This is a genomic window from uncultured Nevskia sp., from assembly GCF_903885465.1.
Classification (GTDB): Bacteria; Pseudomonadota; Gammaproteobacteria; order Nevskiales; family Nevskiaceae; genus Nevskia.
Genome location: NZ_CAISIQ010000288.1, coordinates 24901 through 42055, shown reverse-complemented (window position 1 = coordinate 42055; position 17155 = coordinate 24901). Strand labels below are relative to the sequence as shown.

The window sequence follows — 17155 nt, the reverse complement described above, 5'->3', positions numbered from 1 at the left end:
GGCAGGCAAAAAAAAGCCCCTGTTTTCAGGGGCTTTTCCACCAATTTATGGTGGCCGAGGACGGAATCGAACCGCCGACACGGGGATTTTCAATCCCCTGCTCTACCGACTGAGCTACTCGGCCAACGTGCTGCTTGGATGCCCGCGTCTCAACGCGGAGCGCGATTAGACGCGACAGGGGTATCAGGCGTCAAGCACTTTCCGGCCCTGGCTGGGGCTGGCCGGCGGCGGCGCTCAGGCCTTTTTCGGCGGGATGTAGCTGGTCTTGGTCAGCTCGCCGCCGCCGAAGAAGAATTTCTCCAGTTCTGTCATCAGCAACTTGCGTGATTCCGATTCCGCCAGCGACAGGCGCATCTCGTTGATCAGCCGGGTCTGGTGCGCGATCCATTCGGCCCAGGCTTGTTTCGAGACTTGCTCGTAGATGCGCTGGCCGAGGTCGCCGGGGACTGGCGGACGCGGGAGGCCTTCGGCTTCGATGCCGAGTTTGATGCAGTGGACGGTTCGGGACACGGTTCGGTCGGAGTCGTAACGGTGGGGTAGCGGCGAGTCAGGAAGCTGAGCACTGGCGCCGGCAGGCCGGGCAGCGCGTCGCGGTGCATGGTAAGCCAGCGCTGCTCCGGTCGCTCATGAAGGGCGGTGGGCGGCGTGTCGATCAGCGCGCAGAGCAGCGGTGTCAGCTCCAGCTCGAAATGGGTAAAGGCGTGGCGGAAGGCTGGCAGGGTTTCCAGCGGTTCGACACTGATGCCGAAGCGTTCGCGCAGCAGCCCGTCGGCGGACTCGCCCTCGCCGGCCACGGGCAGCGACCACAGGCCGCCCCAGATGCCGGTCGGCGGACGGCGTTCGATCAGCACCGCGCCTTGCTCGTTCTCGACCAGTAACAAGGTCGCGCGGCGCAGTGGCCGCGCCTTCGCCGGCTTCGATGACGGGAAATCTTCGACTCGATCAGCGAGCCGAGCTGCACAGTCCGCCGCGACCGGGCAGCGCGTGCAAGCCGGTGCACGCACGGTGCACAACGTGGCGCCGAGATCCATGATCGCCTGCGTGTAATCAGCCAGGCGCGTCTGCGGCAGAAAGCGCTCGGAGACCAGCCAGAGCCTGGCGGCGACTTTCGGTTCGCCGGGCCAGCCGGGGATCGCCGCGTGGCGCGCCAGCACGCGCTTGACGTTGCCATCGAGAATCGCGTGCCGCGAGCCATAGGCCTGGGCGAGGATCGCGGCGGCGGTGGAGCGGCCGACGCCGGGTAGCGCCTGTGCCGCTTCGAGATCGTCCGGCAGCTCGCCGCGATGCAGGGAAGCCACCTGCTTGGCCGCAGCGTGCAGGTTGCGGGCGCGGGCGTAGTAACCAAGGCCGGCCCACAGCGCCAGCACTTCGTCGATATCGGCAGCGGCCAGCGCGTTGAAGTTCGGGAAGCGGGCGATGAAGCGCTCGAAGTACGGGATGACCGTCGCCACCTGGGTCTGCTGCAGCATCACTTCGGACAGCCAGACGCGATAGGCCGTACGCGGCGATTGCCAGGGCAAGCCGTGGCGGCCGTGGCGGTCGAACCAGGTGAGCAGGCGGCTGGCGAAATCCTCGTCAGCCGCTGCTGATATCGCTGCGCTCAAGGCGCTGGAGCGGGCGCCGGGGCCGGTGCGGGAGCCGGTTCAGCTGGCGGCTTCTTCTTGCCGAACAGCGAATTCAGGCCGTCCTGCAGCTTGCCCTTCAGCGCCGGATTGCCGTCGAGCTGGTTGCCGAGCTTCTTCTCGAGCTGGGTATCGATCTTCTCGCGCAGCTTGTCGCCCTTCTCGCCGACCAGTTTCTCGCGCAGGCCTTCGGTAGCCTTCTGCTGCAGCGCTGCGCGGATATCCAGCGCGTACTTCGGATTTTCGAAGGTGCCGGTCACCCGGATCGGAATGACGATGCCGGCGAGGTCGGGCATCTCCTTGCCGCCCTGGCCGCTGGCGGTGTTGACGATGGTCGGCTTGGCCGTGTAATCGATGGTTTCATGGGCGATGTCGACCTTGCCGGCGCCATCGACTCTGAACAGCGGGCTCTTGGCGTTCAGCGCATCGGACTGCAGAATGCCATTGGTGATCTTCGCGGCGGCGCTCAGCTCGGTGAAGTCGGTCTGCACCGGCGCGGTTTCGTTGAACTGCTGGCCTTTCAGCAGCGCATCACCCTTGCGCAGGATCTGGCCGAGGTTGAAGCCCTTGACCGCACCATTCAGGAAACTGAACGAGAGATCGCCGTTCAATGCCTGCTTGATCGCGCCAACGGTCTTGCCGCTGGCGGTCACGTCCATCGCGAAGTTGCCTTCGCCGGTCATCGATTCCTTGCCGGTGAAATCCTTCAACAGCGGGCCGGCGGAAATCGAGGTCAGCTTCAGCGATTCGACGTAACGCGGGGTGGCGCCCGGCGTGATCTTGGTGGTCGACGCAATGCTGCCGCCGTACAGCTGCGCACCCAGACCGATTTCCTTCGGCTGGCCCTTGGTCGCGTTCAGGCGGAACTGCACGTTGGCCATGCTGAGGTTCGACACCTTCAGCTTGCCGATGTCGATGGTGCCGTTCGCAGTGAAGCCATCGAGCGCATCGATGGGCAGCTCGGCGGCATTGGCTTTCACTTTCTCTTCCGGCGTCCGCGGCGCTTCCTTGACTGGCACGGCCGGTGTCGGCAGATAACGATCGGCGTCGATCGCATCGAGCTTCAGCGCAAACTCTGCCGCCTTCGAATCGAAGCTGGTCACGGCGCCAGAGCCGGTGAAAGTGCTCTGGTCGAGCTTCATGTTCAGATCGCTGATCCGCGCCGCCTTGGTGGTGGCGTCGAACTTCAGCCTCAAGGTCAGCGCTTTCAGCGTTTCCGGATCGGCGGTCTCGACCTTGATGTCGAGCAGCTTCATCAGCTCGCGCGGATTGAAGGTCTTGACCGACAGCGGGCCGACGAAACGCGGCGCATCGGTGTTCAGGCCGATGGCGTCGAGGGCGATGGTCGCATCGAGGCCGGCCGCCTTGAGATCGCCGCTGGCCAGCTTCAGCGTGCCCTTTTCGCCGTCGTAGATCGCGTCACCCGCGAAGGTCGCCGTCTGCTTGCCGCCGGGCACGGCCGCGCCGTCGGCATCGACCTTCACGGTCAGGCCCTGGGCGCGGACCAGCGGCTTGTCGTACTCGGCCGAGACCTGCACTGCGAGATCGGCATTGGCGTTGAGATCCTTCAGCGCCGCTTTCAGCTTGACGGTCAGCTTGTCGGTCAACGCGGTCTTCTTGCCGAGATCGGCAGAGACATTGCCCGCGAGATCGACATCGGCCGTGCCGTCCTTGGTCGTCGCCTTGACCTTGAGGCTGAGCTTGTCGGCTTTCGCCGTCTGCTTGTTCATGTCGGCGGACAGATTGCCGCTGAGATCGATATCGGCCTTCTGGTCCGGCATCGTTGCCAGCACCTTCAGGGCCAGCTTGTCGGCGCTGTAGGTCTTCGCCTTCAGGTCGTATTCCACGCGCGTCGACAGCTTGATGTCGGCCTTCGCGGCCGGCTGCTTCACCGTGGTGGAGAACGCCAGCTTGATGTCGAAGGGATCGCCGGGGCTGATCGAACCGGTTTCCAGCTCGAGGCCGGACACCGCGTAGGCCTGGCCGCTCTGCTTGTCGTCATAGCTGATGTCGGCACCCTTGATGGCGATGCCGCTGATGTCGATCGATTTGATGCCAGCGCCACCTCCGGACTTCTCTTCTTCGGGCTTGGCGGCGGTCTCGTCGGTCTTGGTCAGGTCATCCCAGTTGCTCTTGCCGGTGGCGTCCTTGGCCAGGTTCAGCTTCATGCCGGTGAGGCTGATCTTGCCGATGCGGATCTCGCGGCTCATCACCAGCGGCAGCAGGCGCACGCCGACATCGGCCTCGGCCACCACCAGCATCGGCGCGTCACCAAAACCGGCGGCATTGCTCAAGGAAACGTTCTTCACGTTGGCACCAAGCACCGGATAGAAGCCGAGCTTTATGTCGCCGAGCGCAAGGTCACGGCCGGTCGACTTCTTGGCGGCGGCGGTGATCTGGCTGCGGAAATCGTTCGGATCGAAGAACAGCGCGAAGGCCCCGACTGCGAGCACCACGAGCAGCAGCACGACGCCGATGACAGCAAACACGATCTTCAACAGCTTGCCCATGGGGAACTCCGATATGGGGATGACGACATTGCCGCCCGATTCGACCCTAGTCTAGCGAGGGCGGCCGGGCCTGAGGTGTTGTCGGCTTAGGACCGTCATGCCGGGCCGGGGTTCGGGGCCACGAACAGGTAAAATGCCCGCTTCCCGCTTTATCCCGGTGCATTCATGCCCGTTGCCGCTGCCCGTCCCCGTCGCAAATCCGCCGCCGCGATGCCGAAACTGGCCCCCAAGGTCGGCTTCGTGTCGCTGGGCTGCCCGAAGGCGCTGGTCGATTCCGAACGAATCCTGACCCAGCTGCGCGCCGAAGGTTATGAAACGGTCGGCAACTACGATGCGGCCGACGTGGTGATCGTCAAGACCTGCGGCTTCATCGATTCGGCGGTCGAAGAATCGCTGGACGCGATCGGCGACGCGATGGCCGAGAACGGCAAGGTCATCGTCACCGGCTGCCTCGGTGCGCGCCGCGGGCTGATCGAAGGCAAGTTCCCGGACCTGCTGTCGATCACTGGCCCGCAGGACTACAAGGGCGTGATGGACGCCGTGCATCTGGCGGTACCGCCGCAGCACGACCCGTTCATGGATCTGCTGCCGCCCCAAGGCATCAAGCTGACGCCGCGCCACTACGCCTACGTGAAGATCGCCGAGGGCTGCAATCACAAGTGCAGCTTCTGCATCATCCCGTCGATGCGCGGCAAGCTGCGCTCGCGGCCGGTCGATGAAGTGCTGATCGAGGCGCAGAAGCTGGCCCGCTCCGGCGTCCAGGAACTGCTGGTGATCTCGCAGGACACCAGCGCCTACGGCCTCGATCTCAAGTACGCCAAGCGCACGTTCCGCGAGCGCGAATACGAGACGCGGATGCTCGATCTCTGCCGCGGCCTCGCCAATCTCGATGCGCCTCACAAGCCCTGGGTGCGCCTGCACTACGTCTATCCGTATCCGCACGTCGATGCCGTCATCGAACTGATGGCCGAAGGCCTGGTGCTGCCCTATCTCGACGTGCCGTTCCAGCATGCCGCCACCAGCGTGCTGAAGCGCATGAAGCGCCCGGCGGCCGCCGAAAACACCTTGCGCCGGCTCGAAGCCTGGCGCGCGATTGCGCCGGACATCACCGTGCGGTCGACCTTCATCGTCGGCTTCCCCGGCGAGACCGAAGCCGAGTTCCAGACGCTGCTCGACTGGCTCGATGAAGCGCAACTGGACAGAGTCGGTGCGTTCACTTACTCGCCGGTCGATGGCGCCACCGCCAACGCGCTGCCGGGTGCGGTGCCGCAGGAAGTCATGGACGAGCGCCTCGAACGCTTCATGACTCGCCAGGCCGGCATCAGCGCCGCCAAGCTGCAGAAGAAGATCGGCAGGACCATCGAAGTGCTGATCGACGAAGTCGGCCCCGACGGCGTCATCGCCCGCAGCCAGGCGGACGCACCGGAAGTCGATGGCCGGGTAATCCTGAACACTGTGCCGAAGCTGCGGCCAGGCATGCGAGTGATGGCCAAGGTCACCTCGGCCGACACCCACGATCTGTACGCCACCATCGTCTAGCCCTCGACCTCATGGATCGCTGGCTGAAGCCGCTGACGTCCTGGGGCCTGCTGCTGGTCAGCCTGGTCGCGTTCGGTTTCGTCAGCGCGATCTACTTCGTGTTCTGCTGGCTGGTGTCCGGCCTGATCGACCGCACGATCACCCGCAAGGAGCGCGAGGAAAGCTATCAGCGCGAAGGCCTGCCGGAAGAAGAAATCGATGCGCTGATGCTGCCGCGTGATCGCACCGCCCGCCTGCTGCGTGCCGCGTTCTCGTTCGGCGCGGCGGCTGCGATGCATTACATCGGCTGAGCTTCTGATCGTGCGTCTGAACAAATTCATCGCCGAAACCGGCATCAGCTCGCGCCGCGAAGCCGACGGCTGGATCGAAGCTGGCCGCGTCTCGGTCAATGGCGTGGTCGCGACCCTCGGCACCCAGGTCAACGATGGCGACACCGTGGCCGTCGACGGCAAGCCGATCGGTGCGGCATCCAGCCATGTCTACATCGCGATGAACAAGCCGGTCGGCATCACTTGCACCACCGAGCGCCACGTCGCTGGCAACATCGTCGATTTCATCAAGCACCGAGAGCGCATCTTCCCGATCGGCCGGCTCGACAAGGATTCCGACGGCCTGATCCTGCTGACCAACAACGGCGACATCGTCAACGAAATCCTGCGCTCGGAAAACAATCACGAGAAGGAATACCGGGTGACGGTGAACCGCGCGGTGACGCCGAGCTTCATCACCGCGATGAGCCGCGGCGTGTTCCTCACCGAACTCGAAGAACGCACCAAGCCCTGCAAGATCGAAGGCTTAAGCGAATTCAGCTTCAAGATCACGCTGACCCAGGGCCTGAACCGGCAGATCCGCCGCATGTGCGCCGCTTTCGACTACAAGGTGGTGCGCCTGCAGCGCGTGCGGATCATCAACGTGCGGCTCGGCAATCTGAAAGTCGGCGCCTGGCGGGATCTGACGCCGGACGAACTGAAAGGGCTGCTGCCCGAGCGCAAGGTCTGGTGACCATCACCACCGACGACGTGCTGGTGCTCGGCGCCGGCGCCGCCGGCCTGTTCTGCGCGTTCACCGCCGGCCAGCGTGGCAAGCGCGTTCGTGTCATCGAGCACGCCAACAAGGTCGGCAAGAAGATCCTGATGTCCGGTGGCGGGCGCTGCAATTTCACCAACACCGGTACCACGGCGGCGAACTACCTGTCGGCCAATCCGCACTTCTGCAAATCGGCCCTCGCCCGCTACACGCCCTGGGATTTCATCGCGCTGGTCGACAAGCACGGCATCAAGTACCACGAGAAGGAACTCGGCCAGCTGTTCTGCGACGAGTCCTCGAAGCTGATTCTGCGCATGCTGCTCGACGAATGCCGCGATGCGAATGTGGTGATCGAGACCGACTGCACGATCAGTGCCGTGCAGCAGCGCAATGGCGTCTATGAGGTCATCACCACGCACGGCGTCTACTCGGCGCCTTCGATCGTCGTCGCCACCGGCGGCCTGTCGATCCCGGCCATGGGCGCCACCGGCTTCGGCTATCAGCTCGCCAAACAGTTCGGCCACGAAGTGCTGCCGACGCGCGCCGGCCTGGTGCCGCTGACCTTGTCGGGTAAGCCGCTCGAGGATTACGCCGATCTGTCCGGCGTTGCCTTGCCGGTCGAAGTCTCGGCCGAGGACACGAGCTTTCGCGGCGCGCTGCTGCTGACGCATCGCGGCCTCAGCGGCCCGGCGATCCTGCAGATTTCCTCGTACTGGCAGCCGGGACAGCCGCTGTCGCTGAATCTGCTGCCGCTTGAGGAAGCAGAAACCTGGCTCGCCGCGCAACAAGCCGAGCGCCCGGCCAGCGAGCTGAAGACGGTGCTGTCTGAAGCACTACCGAAGCGCTTCGCGCAGCGCCTCTGCGAACGCTGGATCGCCAACAAGCCGCTGCGCCAGTACCGTGCGGCCGAACTGAAAGCGATCGCTGCGCAACTGAGCGAATGGCCGATCACCGCCAGCGGCACCGAAGGCTATCGCACCGCCGAAGTGACCCTGGGCGGTGTCGATACCAACGGTCTGTCATCGAGCACGATGATGTCCAAGCACCAGCCCGGCCTGTACTTCATCGGCGAAGTGGTCGATGTCACCGGCTGGCTCGGCGGCTACAACTTCCAATGGGCCTGGGCGTCCGGCCATGCAGCCGGCCTTGCGGTCTGAGCTACCCTTTCGTATCTAAGACAAGTGGAACACCGATGAACCCCTGCCTCGCCGATCTGGTCAGCCTGCTCGATCTGGAACCCCTGGAAGTCAACCTGTTCCGGGGCCAGTCCCGCCATCTCGGCGGCCGCAGCGTCTACGGCGGCCAGGTGGTCAGCCAGGCGCTGGTGGCGGCGACGCGCACCGTCGAAAACCAGCTGCCGCATTCGCTGCACGCCTATTTCCTGCGTCCGGGCGACATGGACGCGGCGATCGTCTACGAAGTCGATCGCGTCCGTGACGGCCGCAGCTTCACCACGCGCCGCGTGCAGGCGATCCAGCACGGCCAGCCGATCCTGACCTTGATGGCCTCGTTCCAGCGCGCCGAGGAGGGCTTCGAGCATCAGGTCGACATGCCCGAGGTGCCGACGCCGGAATCGCTGGCCAGCCAGCTGGAACTGCGCAAGCAGTGGCTGGCGGACGAGGTGGCACGCAATCCGGATTTCCCCGAGCGCCTGCGCATCGCCTTCACCAACGAGCAGGCCTTCGAGTTCGCCTGGGTGGCGCCGATGGACCCGTTCCAGCCGGAGAAGCGGGCGCCGCAGCAGGGCATCTGGTTCCGCGCCGCCGGCAAGCTGCCGGACGATCCGATGCTGCATCGCTGCGTGCTCGCCTACGCCTCTGATTTCAACCTGGCCTCGACCGCGCTGCTGCCGCACGGCCGCAGCTGGTTTTCCAGCGACATGATCGTCGCCTCGATCGACCACGCGCTGTGGTTCCATCGCGACGTGCGTGCCGACGACTGGCTGCTGTACGCGATGGATTCGCCCAGCGCGCAATCGGTGCGCGGCATGTCGCGCGGGTTGATCTATGACCGCAGTGGACGGCTGGTGGCGAGTGCGGCGCAGGAGTGTTTGATGCGGCAGATCACGCGCTGATTGCGACCGGCGTTTTGCTGAAACGACTCGTCCCTGCTCATGGCACGCCCCCGCCTATCCACCGAAGCTGCTGACGGCATCCGCGCCGACATCTGCGCGGCCGCGGCGGCGCTCTATGAGCGTGATGGCTACGATGCCGTGACCCTGCGGGCGATCGCGGCGGCGATGGGTCGCAGCCAGGCGCTGCCGTATCGCTATTTCAAGAACAAGGAACACATCTTCGCGGCACTGCGCGCAGTGTGGTTCGACCGTCTGACCGAGTTGATGGCCGACGCGATCGAGGGTCTGGAATCGCCGCTGCTGAAGCTGCACGCGATTGCGCGCACCGTCATCGCCTTCGCGCAGTCGCAGCCTTCCGAGTACCGGCTGATGTTCTCGCTTAGTCAGCCGGACCCAACCGATTTTCCCGAGCTGCACACGGCGCGGCTGCGCACGATGGCCACGGTGCAGACCACATATCAGGAAGCCGTCGATGCCCGACTGATTCCCGGCGACGGGGCGACTGGCGCACACCTCACCTGGGCGGCGCTCCACGGTTTGCTGAGCCTGCATCTGGCTGGCCAGTTGACCGTCGGCCGCAGCCTGGAGGAACTGATCCAGCCGATGCTCGACACGCTGTTCGGGCCACGCCTGCTCGCCGTCGTGGAAGCCTCGGCCAGGAAGCGCAGAAGCGGCGGTTAGTGCTGGGGTTCAGTGGCCCCAAGCGAAACCGTCATGCCCGCGAAGGCGGGCATCCAGTTTTGGCCATAGCGCGCCGCATCGGAACTGGATTCCCGCCTGCGCGGGAATGACGATTTTTTGTTTTTAACCCTGATCACCGAACACCGGCCGCTGACCTCGGCCGTCAGGCGTAAGCCGCAGTCGCCGCCAGCATCCGCGCCTTCGCCGCGCGGTACTCGGCTTCGAGCTGGTTGACCACTTCGGCAGTCGGCTTGATCGAGTCGATCAGGCCAACGCCCTGGCCGGCGCCCCAGATGTCCTTCCAGGCCTTGGCGGTACTGCTGTCGGCTTCGGCACCACCACTACCAAGATTCATCTTGCTGGCGTCGGCGTGCGGAAGATTGTCCGGGTCCATGCCGGCAAGGACGATGCTCTTCTTCAGGTAGTTGCCGTGCACGCCCGAGAAATACGGCGTGTAGACGATGTCGCCAGCGCCGGATTCGACGATCGCCTGGCGATAGCCATCACTGACATTCGCTTCCGGCGTGGCCAGCCAGCGGGTGCCGATGTAGGCGATGTCCGCCCCCATCGCCTGCGCGCTGAGAATGGCATCGCCGCTGGCGATCGAGCCGGACAGGATGATCGGGCCCTTGTAGAACTTGCGGATCTCGCCGACCAGCGCGAACGGCGACAAGGTGCCGGCATGGCCGCCGGCACCGGCGCAGACCAGGATCAGGCCGTCGACGCCGGCTTCCAGCGCTTTCTGCGCGTGGCGCACGCTGATCACATCGTGGAACACCAGGCCGCCGTAGCTGTGCACGGCCGGCACGATGGCGTCCGGTGCGCGCAGGGAGGTGATGATGATCGGCACCTTGTGCTCGACGCAGGTCGCCATGTCGGCTTCGAGGCGATCGTTCGACTTGTGGACGATCTGGTTGACGGCGAACGGCGCCGCCTTCTTGCCCGGATTGGCCGCTTCAAACGCCGCCAGCGCGGTTTCGATCTCGACCAGCCACTCGCCGAGCCGCGACTGCGGCCGCGCGTTCAGCGCCGGGAACGAGCCAACCAGGCCGGCCTTGCACTGCTCGATGACCAGGCGCGGGTTCGAGGCGATGAACATCGGCGAACAGATCACCGGCAGACGCAGGTTTTGCAGCACGGCAGGCAGGGCCAAGGGGAATCTCCGGTTGCTTGTGAGGGCTGAATGGATCGGGCGCGATTCTGCGGGCAGAACAGGGCGCCGGAAAGGAAAATCTTCATAGCCAGTGGACAGGGCGCAAATATTTGTGCACGATTGTTCACATAACCAACCGGGTCGCCATCATGTCCGCAAGCACCGAGGAATCATCGCGCCAGTTGCGCGGCGCCATCGCCTTACTTAAGGCTGGCATCGATCGCGGCAGCGCCCGTATCGAGGAAACCCATCTGGCGATCGCCGACAAACCGTTCCGCGTGCTCGCTTTCGTGCCGGTGGTGGCGCAGTTCAGCGGCGTCGTCCGGCAGTTCCACGATGGCATCACGAAAGGCGTGCACCTCGGCGTTCGCGGCCTGAGCGCTGTCGGCTGCGACGCGGCGATCCGCGTGCTCGACCAGCTTCAGGACGAGCCGGGACGGACGCGCTGGTGAATCGCCTGCAAGCGGTCGTCAGCGCCACCAATGGCGTGTTCGGCGATTTCCTCGCCAAGAGCGGCAATGGCCTGGCGACCACTTTCGGCTTCCGTGATCGCCAGGGCTGTCTGCTGTCGCTGACTCGCGCTGCGCTCGCCGCCGAGCACCCGGACGCCAGCGGTGACATCGCGGTGTTCCTGCATGGCCTGTGCTGCGACGAGCACATCTGGTTGACCTACGCCGACGAGAACGGTGGCGATACCTACGCCTCGAAGCTGCAGCGCGAGCATCGCTACACGCCGGTGTTCCTGCGCTACAACAGCGGCCGGCACATCTCCGAGAACGGCGAGGATTTCGCCGCCGCCCTCGAAACCCTGCTCGCGAACTGGCCAGTGAAAGTGCGCAGAGTGGCGCTGATCGGTCATAGCATGGGCGGGCTGATCGCCCGCAGTGCAGCGCATCAGGCGCTCGAACAAGGCCTGCAGTGGCCGGAGAAGATCACTCATCTGGTCTGCCTCGGCAGCCCGCATCACGGCGCGCCGCTGGAACGCTTCGGCCATCTGGCGACCAGCCTGCTCGGCATGCTCGACATCACCCGGCCGCTGGCGACGGCGATCAACGCCCGCTCGGCCGGCATCAAGGATCTGCGCCACGGCAGCCTGCGTCACGACGACTGGCGCGACCACGATCAGGACCTGATCGGCCACGACACCCGTCTGCCGGTGCTGCGCCTGCCGAAGGCGCGTCTGCATTTCATCGGCGCGATGCTCGGCGACGGCCCGCTGCATCCACGCACGCGCTGGATCGGCGATGGTCTGGTGCTGCACGACAGCGCCAGCGGCCACCATCTGAACGAAACGCTGAAAGTGCCGTTCATCGATGGCGATGGTTTGATGCTGCCGAGCCTGCATCATCTGCGGCTGGTCAATCATCCCGATGTCTACCCACATCTATTGCGCTGGCTGAAGTAGGGCGGCCCATGGCCGCCGGCGCACCTCGACGACATGCGCACACGGCGGGCGTGGCCCGCCCTACAGAAGCGGCCTGATCCGCTGAACTCACTACCATCCGGCATCGCCACCAAGAGACCCAAGCCTGTGCTGATCCTGAAAGCCTTCCTGCTGCTGCTCGCGCTGACCATCGCCGTCTATGTCGGCCTGTACTTCCTGGCGCCGAAAAAGATTGCCGATACCGCGATGAGCCTGGAGCGGATGCGCGCCGGCCTGCAGCGTTCGGAAATGAACATCGACGGCTTCCACATCGTCTACCTGGAAGGTGGTCCGCAGAGCGCGCCACCGCTGCTGCTGCTGCATGGCATCGGCGCCGACAAGGACAACTGGACCCGTGTCGCCGCCACGCTGACCAAGCGCTACCGCGTCTACGCGATCGACCTGCCCGGCTTCGGCGAAAGCTCGAAACCGGCCGATGCTCGCTACCGGATCAGTGATCAGGTGGCGCGCGTGGCGCTGGTCGCCAGCAAGCTCGGTCTGACGCGTTTTCACCTGGGCGGCAACTCGATGGGCGGCTGGATTTCGGCGGCTTATGCAATCGCCCATCCGGAAGCCGTGCAAAGCCTGTGGCTGCTCGATCCGGCCGGAGTCTTCAGCGCCGAGGAATCGGAAATGACCAAGCTGATGGCGGCGGGCATGCCGCCACCGCTGTTCGCGCGCAGTGCCCAGGATTTCGGCCGGCTGATGCAATTCGTGATGCAGAAGCCGCCGTTCATTCCGGCGCCGGTGCGGCAAGTGCTGATCGATCGGCAGATCGCCAACTACGCGCTCAACGAAACCATCTTCGGCGAGATTCGCGAGCAGTCCGGCGCGCTCGACGCCACGCTGGCCGCGATGAATCCGCCGCTGGCGACGCCGACCCTGATCGTCTGGGGCGACAAGGATCGCGTGCTGCATCCCTCGGGTGCTGCGATCCTGCATCGCCTGCTGCCGAACTCGCAGGTGCTGATGATGGCCGGCATCGGCCATCTGCCGATGCTCGAAGCGCCGGGCCGGGCGGCGCAGGACTACCTCGCCTTCCGCGCCGGCCTGCCTGACTAATGCAGCGTCGTACTCGCCATCCGCTCGATGCCACCACGGTAGTAATCGAAGCGGACCGCCAGCTGCGCGAACACCGGCTTCAGCCCGAAGGTATCGGCCAATTCGTGCTTCGCCGCTGAAGCGAAGTGCGAGCGGCTCATGTTGCAGTAGTAGTCCAGGCCCAGCGGCCGGTTGAAATAGCGGCGGCGATGCTCGATCCACGGCGCGCACCAGCCGGCCAGGAACAGCGCGTAGTTGCCGATCTGCGACAGCACCAGGAAGCGCCGCTCGTGGCCGGCGTTCTGGGCTTCGTGCATCAGATCGACGAGATAGTCGTAGTCCTGCGTCTCGCCTGCCTGCACGCGGTGCAGACGCTCGTTGCTCGAAAACAACGCCAGCAGATTCGACAGATAGTGAATGGTCCGGCGCTCGCCGGAATCACGGCGGCCGGCCAGCGCCCGGCGTAGCATCACGTTGAAGTAGAGCTTCGGCGAGACATCGACCCAGGCCGAGGCCGGATCGAGCATCGCGTCCTGCACGTAGCGGCTTTCGAGCAGGGATTCCAAGGTGCTCGGCTGTTCGATGACCCGACGCGCCGCTTCCACGGCATCGGTTCCCGGCACCGGGAAATGCTCGAACAGGAACAGCAGATCCTTCTGTTCCAGCGCGGTGGCACCAAACTGCGCAAAGTCGGGCGATTGCATGACGACCTCCGAGAGCGGTTGAGCTACCCGAGAGACTATGCACATCCCATGCCGCTGCGCCGTCAAAAATTCCTGTTAGCACAGTGACTTGGCGGCTGCTAACGAATGCCGCCAGCGATCGGCCTGGCACTACCGCTGGCTCGGTCGTCGGTTCAAGGAATCCGAAGTTCGGCGAGCACCGGACGAATCCGCTCGCGCAACTGGAAGAAGCCCTTGTCGGCATGCGGCCAGAACGCCGTATCCCAGGCGCGACGCAACTGCACCAGGCTGATACCCCGCGCGCGCAGATCGCGCGTCAGCAGACCGAGCGCGCCGGCCGCCGGGCCAACCGGCGCATAGGCGGTGACCACCTGCTCGATACCGTGCTCGGCCAGCCAGTGTTGGCGATCAGCGGTCAGCACTCGTTGTGCCGGCTGGCGGTAATGCGCGCTGGCGCGGCTCAGCCCATCGGCGAGTGCTGCCTCGGTGTAGACGATCACCGAGTCGCTGACCGGCAGCCAGGAGCGACGCACCGGCGACACATCGCCCGCGATCGCGACCACATCGAGACCCTCGACGTCCGGCCAGGACTCGGCGCAGAGATCGTCCTCGTGCAGCCACAGCGCCGTGCGCTTGCGCGGGTTCGGCAGCGGCAGTTCGCCGAGCTTCCCTGCCGCTGGAATCTCGTCGGCCTTCAGCGGGCTGGCGTCTTCCTTGAGCTGGCCTTTCGGTGACCAGCGATCCGCCGTGTACTGCTGGATGTTCTCGGCGCGCGCCAGGTAATGCTTGCCCTGGGTCTGCAGCCCTGCGACCCAGCGCCAGCTCAGCGTGTTCGAGGCGGGATCGCCGTCGAGCAGATGGCGGTAAAAGAAGTCCGCGCCGAGCTGCCACGGCAGGTTCAGGGTGAAGATCCAGATCGACGCGAACCACATGCGCGCGTGGTTGTGCAGATAGCCGGTGGCGCGCAGCTCCTGCGCCCAGGCGTCGAAGCAGGCGATGCCGCTGTGGCCATCGATGGCTGCCTGATAACGCTTGCGCAGCGGTCTATCCAATCCGGAACCATCGCTGATCTTGCCGACCAGGTCTTCGAGCTGGCTCTGATAATCGCGCCAGACCTTCGGCCGCAGTTCCAGCCAGCCTTTCCAGTACGTGCGCCAGCAGACTTCCTGGATGAACTTCTCGGCGGCCGGAAACGAATGACTGCCGAGCACGGCGCGGACAACTTCGTCCTCGGTGATCAGGCGATGACGCAGCGCTGGCGACAACAGCGACACATTGTCGCGCTGGGCGGGGCCAAGATCGCTGTTGCGCTCGTTCGCGTAGTGGCTGGCTGTGTTGGGCAGAAACTCGGCAAGCCGCGCGAGCGCGGCGGCGCGAGTCGGGATGAAGGCAGTCATCGTGGATGGAGGGCGAGAAGATCGGGCGCCGACGCTGCGTGATCGCCGCAGCGGATGCAAGCGTTGTAGGTCGGGCCTTGCCCGACGGCGCTACGGCCAGCAGCGTCGGGCGAGGCCCGACCTACAGAGAACGCGGTGGGCTCAAGCTCGCAGCACCAGCCATGACAGAATCCCCGCCGCACCAGCTTCCGAAGCAAGCCCGATGACCGCAACGACCACCTCCGATACCACCCCGCCACGCCGCAAGCTGTCCGCCCTCGCCGGCCTGCTACCGTTCCTGGCGCCGTACCGCGGCCGGCTGATCATGGCGACGGTGACGCTGATTCTCAGCTCCGGCGCGATGCTGATGGTGCCGCTGGCGTTCCGCGATCTGATCGACAAGGGCTTCGTCGCCAACGCCGCTGCCGACAGCCACATCAACAGCCATTTCGCCGCACTCGGCCTGCTCGCCATCTTCTGGGCGATGGCTACTGCCGGGCGCTTCTACTTCGTCAGCTGGATCGGCGAGCGGGTCACTGCCGATCTGCGCAGCGCGGTCTATCGGCGGATGCTGGCGCAGTCGCCGGAGTTCTTCGAAACCACGCGCACCGGCGAAGTGCTGTCTCGGCTGACCGGCGACACCACTCTGGTGCAGACCGTGGTCGGCTCCTCGGTATCGATGGGCCTGCGCAGCCTGCTGCAGTTCATCGGCGGCATGGTGATGCTCGGCGTCACCAGCCCGCGCCTGTTCGTGATCACCGTGGTGCTGCTCGCCGTGGTCGTGGTGCCGCTGGTGCTGATCGGCCGCGGCGTGCGCCGGATGTCCCGCGATGCCCAGGATCGCCTTGCCGATACCTCGGCAGTCGCCGGTGAAATCCTCAACGCGATTCCCACCGTGCAGGCCTTCACCCAGGAAGGCCGCGAATCGGCGCGCTACGACCGCAGCGTCGACGACAGCTTCAAGTCGGCGATCCGCCGCGCCCGGCTGCGCGCGCTGATGACCGCATCGGTGATCGCCGGCGTGTTCGGCGCCATCGTCTTCGTGCTCTGGCTTGGCGCCCACGCGGTGATCTCCGGCACCATGAGCGCCGGCCAGCTCGCCTCATTCGTGCTCTATGCGGTGCTGACCGCTGGCGGTGTCGGCGTGATCGCCGAAGTCTGGGGCGACGTGCTGCGCGCAGCCGGCGCCACCGAACGCCTGATCGAACTGCTGCACGCCGAAAGCCGCATCCAGCCGCCGGCCAATCCCAAGCCGCTGCCGCAGACCCGGCAGGCACGGATCGAATTCCAGAATGTGCATTTCCACTATCCGTCCCGGCCCGATACGGCCTCGCTCGACGGCCTGACGCTCGACATTCGCGAAGGCGAAACCGTGGCGCTGGTCGGCCCCAGCGGCGCCGGCAAGACGACGATCTTCCAACTGCTGCTGCGCTACTACGATGTCGATTCCGGTGCCGGCGGCATCCGCTTCAACGGCATCGATCTGCGCGATCTCGATCCCGCCGAGCTGCGCGCCCAGATCGGCATCGTGCCGCAGGACGCGGTGATCTTTTCCGCCGATGCCAGCGCCAACATCCGCTACGGCAACGCCGAAGCGACCGACGAGCAGGTGCAGCAAGCGGCGCGCACGGCGCGGGCCGACGAGTTCCTCGATCGCCTGCCCGACGGTTACAAGACCTTCCTCGGCGAGCGTGGCGTGCGCTTGTCCGGCGGTCAGCGCCAGCGTCTGGCGATTGCCCGCGCGATCCTCAAGAATCCGCCGCTGCTGCTGCTCGACGAAGCTACCAGCGCACTCGATGCCGAAAGCGAAGCCTTCGTGCAGCGCGGCCTCGAAGCGGCGATGGTCGGCCGCACGACCCTGATCATTGCCCACCGCCTGGCCACGGTGCAGCGCGCCGATCGCATCGTCGTGCTCGAAGCCGGCAAGATCGTCGAGATCGGCACGCCGGCCGAGCTGCTGCACAGCGGCGGCCTGTACGCGCGGCTGGCCAGCCTGCAGCTGATGGCCTGAGCCCCCGAGATATCAG

Annotated in this window: 16 protein-coding genes and 1 tRNA gene; 10 read left to right on the top strand and 7 right to left on the bottom strand. The window is 65.4% G+C overall.

The window, feature by feature from the left end; translation table 11 throughout:
* Positions 1 to 48: 48 nt before the first annotated feature.
* The 4 genes from QZY06_RS11040 to QZY06_RS11025 all read right to left on the bottom strand — a co-directional run bounded on the left by QZY06_RS11040 (position 49) and on the right by QZY06_RS11025 (position 4132).
* Positions 49 to 124 (bottom strand) — tRNA-Phe (locus QZY06_RS11040).
* A gap of 110 nt (positions 125 to 234) precedes the next feature.
* On the bottom strand, positions 235 to 477 hold the full coding sequence (locus QZY06_RS11035; protein WP_293389119.1) for an oxidative damage protection protein: 243 nt from the start codon (positions 475 to 477) through the stop codon (positions 235 to 237).
* Positions 363 to 1604 carry an A/G-specific adenine glycosylase gene (gene mutY, locus QZY06_RS11030; protein ID WP_295684107.1) on the bottom strand — a complete coding sequence of 414 codons (1242 nt, stop codon included), beginning with the start codon at positions 1602 to 1604 and terminating at the stop codon, positions 363 to 365. Before mutY ends, QZY06_RS11035 begins: the two co-directional genes overlap by 115 nt.
* Positions 1601 to 4132, bottom strand: coding sequence for an AsmA family protein (locus QZY06_RS11025; protein WP_295684104.1), 2532 nt, complete (start codon positions 4130 to 4132; stop codon positions 1601 to 1603). The genes mutY and QZY06_RS11025 overlap by 4 nt, the downstream gene beginning before the upstream one ends.
* A 210-nt stretch (positions 4133 to 4342) precedes the next feature.
* Between QZY06_RS11025 and rimO the strand changes: the two genes are divergently transcribed.
* Genes rimO through QZY06_RS10995 form a run of 6 tightly spaced genes read left to right on the top strand, consistent with a single transcriptional unit; the run spans position 4343 to position 9452 of the window.
* On the top strand, positions 4343 to 5671 hold the full coding sequence (rimO, locus tag QZY06_RS11020; protein ID WP_295684101.1) for a 30S ribosomal protein S12 methylthiotransferase RimO: 1329 nt from the start codon (positions 4343 to 4345) through the stop codon (positions 5669 to 5671).
* 11 nt (positions 5672 to 5682) lie between these two features.
* A complete protein-coding gene (locus QZY06_RS11015) occupies positions 5683 to 5961 on the top strand; it encodes a hypothetical protein (protein WP_295684098.1) in 279 nt (92 codons plus the stop codon).
* 10 nt (positions 5962 to 5971) lie between these two features.
* Positions 5972 to 6673: a pseudouridine synthase gene (locus tag QZY06_RS11010; RefSeq protein ID WP_295684095.1), complete on the top strand. Its 702-nt coding sequence runs from the start codon at positions 5972 to 5974 to the stop codon at positions 6671 to 6673.
* Positions 6670 to 7854 carry an NAD(P)/FAD-dependent oxidoreductase gene (locus QZY06_RS11005; protein ID WP_295684092.1) on the top strand — a complete coding sequence of 395 codons (1185 nt, stop codon included), beginning with the start codon at positions 6670 to 6672 and terminating at the stop codon, positions 7852 to 7854. Before QZY06_RS11010 ends, QZY06_RS11005 begins: the two co-directional genes overlap by 4 nt.
* Before the next feature lie 35 nt (positions 7855 to 7889).
* Positions 7890 to 8771: an acyl-CoA thioesterase II gene (tesB, locus tag QZY06_RS11000; protein WP_295684089.1), complete on the top strand. Its 882-nt coding sequence runs from the start codon at positions 7890 to 7892 to the stop codon at positions 8769 to 8771.
* 39 nt (positions 8772 to 8810) lie between these two features.
* Positions 8811 to 9452 (top strand): TetR/AcrR family transcriptional regulator, encoded by a 642-nt coding sequence (locus QZY06_RS10995; RefSeq protein ID WP_295684085.1) that lies wholly within the window; start codon positions 8811 to 8813, stop codon positions 9450 to 9452.
* A gap of 163 nt (positions 9453 to 9615) precedes the next feature.
* Here QZY06_RS10995 and QZY06_RS10990 read toward each other — a convergent pair whose 3' ends face one another.
* Entirely contained in the window at positions 9616 to 10605 is a 990-nt protein-coding gene (locus QZY06_RS10990; RefSeq protein ID WP_295684082.1) for a nitronate monooxygenase family protein, read from the bottom strand.
* Between the two features lie 149 nt (positions 10606 to 10754).
* Here QZY06_RS10990 and QZY06_RS10985 point away from each other — a divergent pair, with 149 nt between their 5' ends.
* From QZY06_RS10985 to QZY06_RS10975, 3 genes are all read left to right on the top strand, one after another.
* Entirely contained in the window at positions 10755 to 11057 is a 303-nt protein-coding gene (locus QZY06_RS10985) for a hypothetical protein (protein WP_295684079.1), read from the top strand.
* Positions 11054 to 12010, top strand: a complete 957-nt coding sequence (locus QZY06_RS10980; protein WP_295684076.1) for an alpha/beta fold hydrolase — start codon at positions 11054 to 11056, stop codon at positions 12008 to 12010. The genes QZY06_RS10985 and QZY06_RS10980 overlap by 4 nt, the downstream gene beginning before the upstream one ends.
* A 126-nt stretch (positions 12011 to 12136) precedes the next feature.
* Complete coding sequence (locus QZY06_RS10975; RefSeq protein ID WP_295684073.1) at positions 12137 to 13090, top strand: alpha/beta fold hydrolase; 954 nt, start codon at positions 12137 to 12139, stop codon at positions 13088 to 13090.
* On the opposite strand, the gene QZY06_RS10970 is transcribed toward QZY06_RS10975, so the two are convergent.
* The gene (locus tag QZY06_RS10970; protein ID WP_295684070.1) at positions 13087 to 13773 is read right to left on the bottom strand and encodes a hypothetical protein; all 687 of its coding nucleotides are present in this window, start codon (positions 13771 to 13773) and stop codon (positions 13087 to 13089) included. The two genes, QZY06_RS10975 and QZY06_RS10970, sit on opposite strands and share 4 nt — an antisense overlap.
* Positions 13774 to 13925: 152 nt before the next feature.
* Positions 13926 to 15149 (bottom strand): FAD-binding domain-containing protein, encoded by a 1224-nt coding sequence (locus tag QZY06_RS10965; protein ID WP_295684067.1) that lies wholly within the window; start codon positions 15147 to 15149, stop codon positions 13926 to 13928.
* 202 nt (positions 15150 to 15351) lie between these two features.
* Here QZY06_RS10965 and QZY06_RS10960 point away from each other — a divergent pair, with 202 nt between their 5' ends.
* A complete protein-coding gene (locus tag QZY06_RS10960) occupies positions 15352 to 17139 on the top strand; it encodes an ABC transporter transmembrane domain-containing protein (protein ID WP_295684064.1) in 1788 nt (595 codons plus the stop codon).
* Positions 17140 to 17155 lie beyond the last annotated feature (16 nt).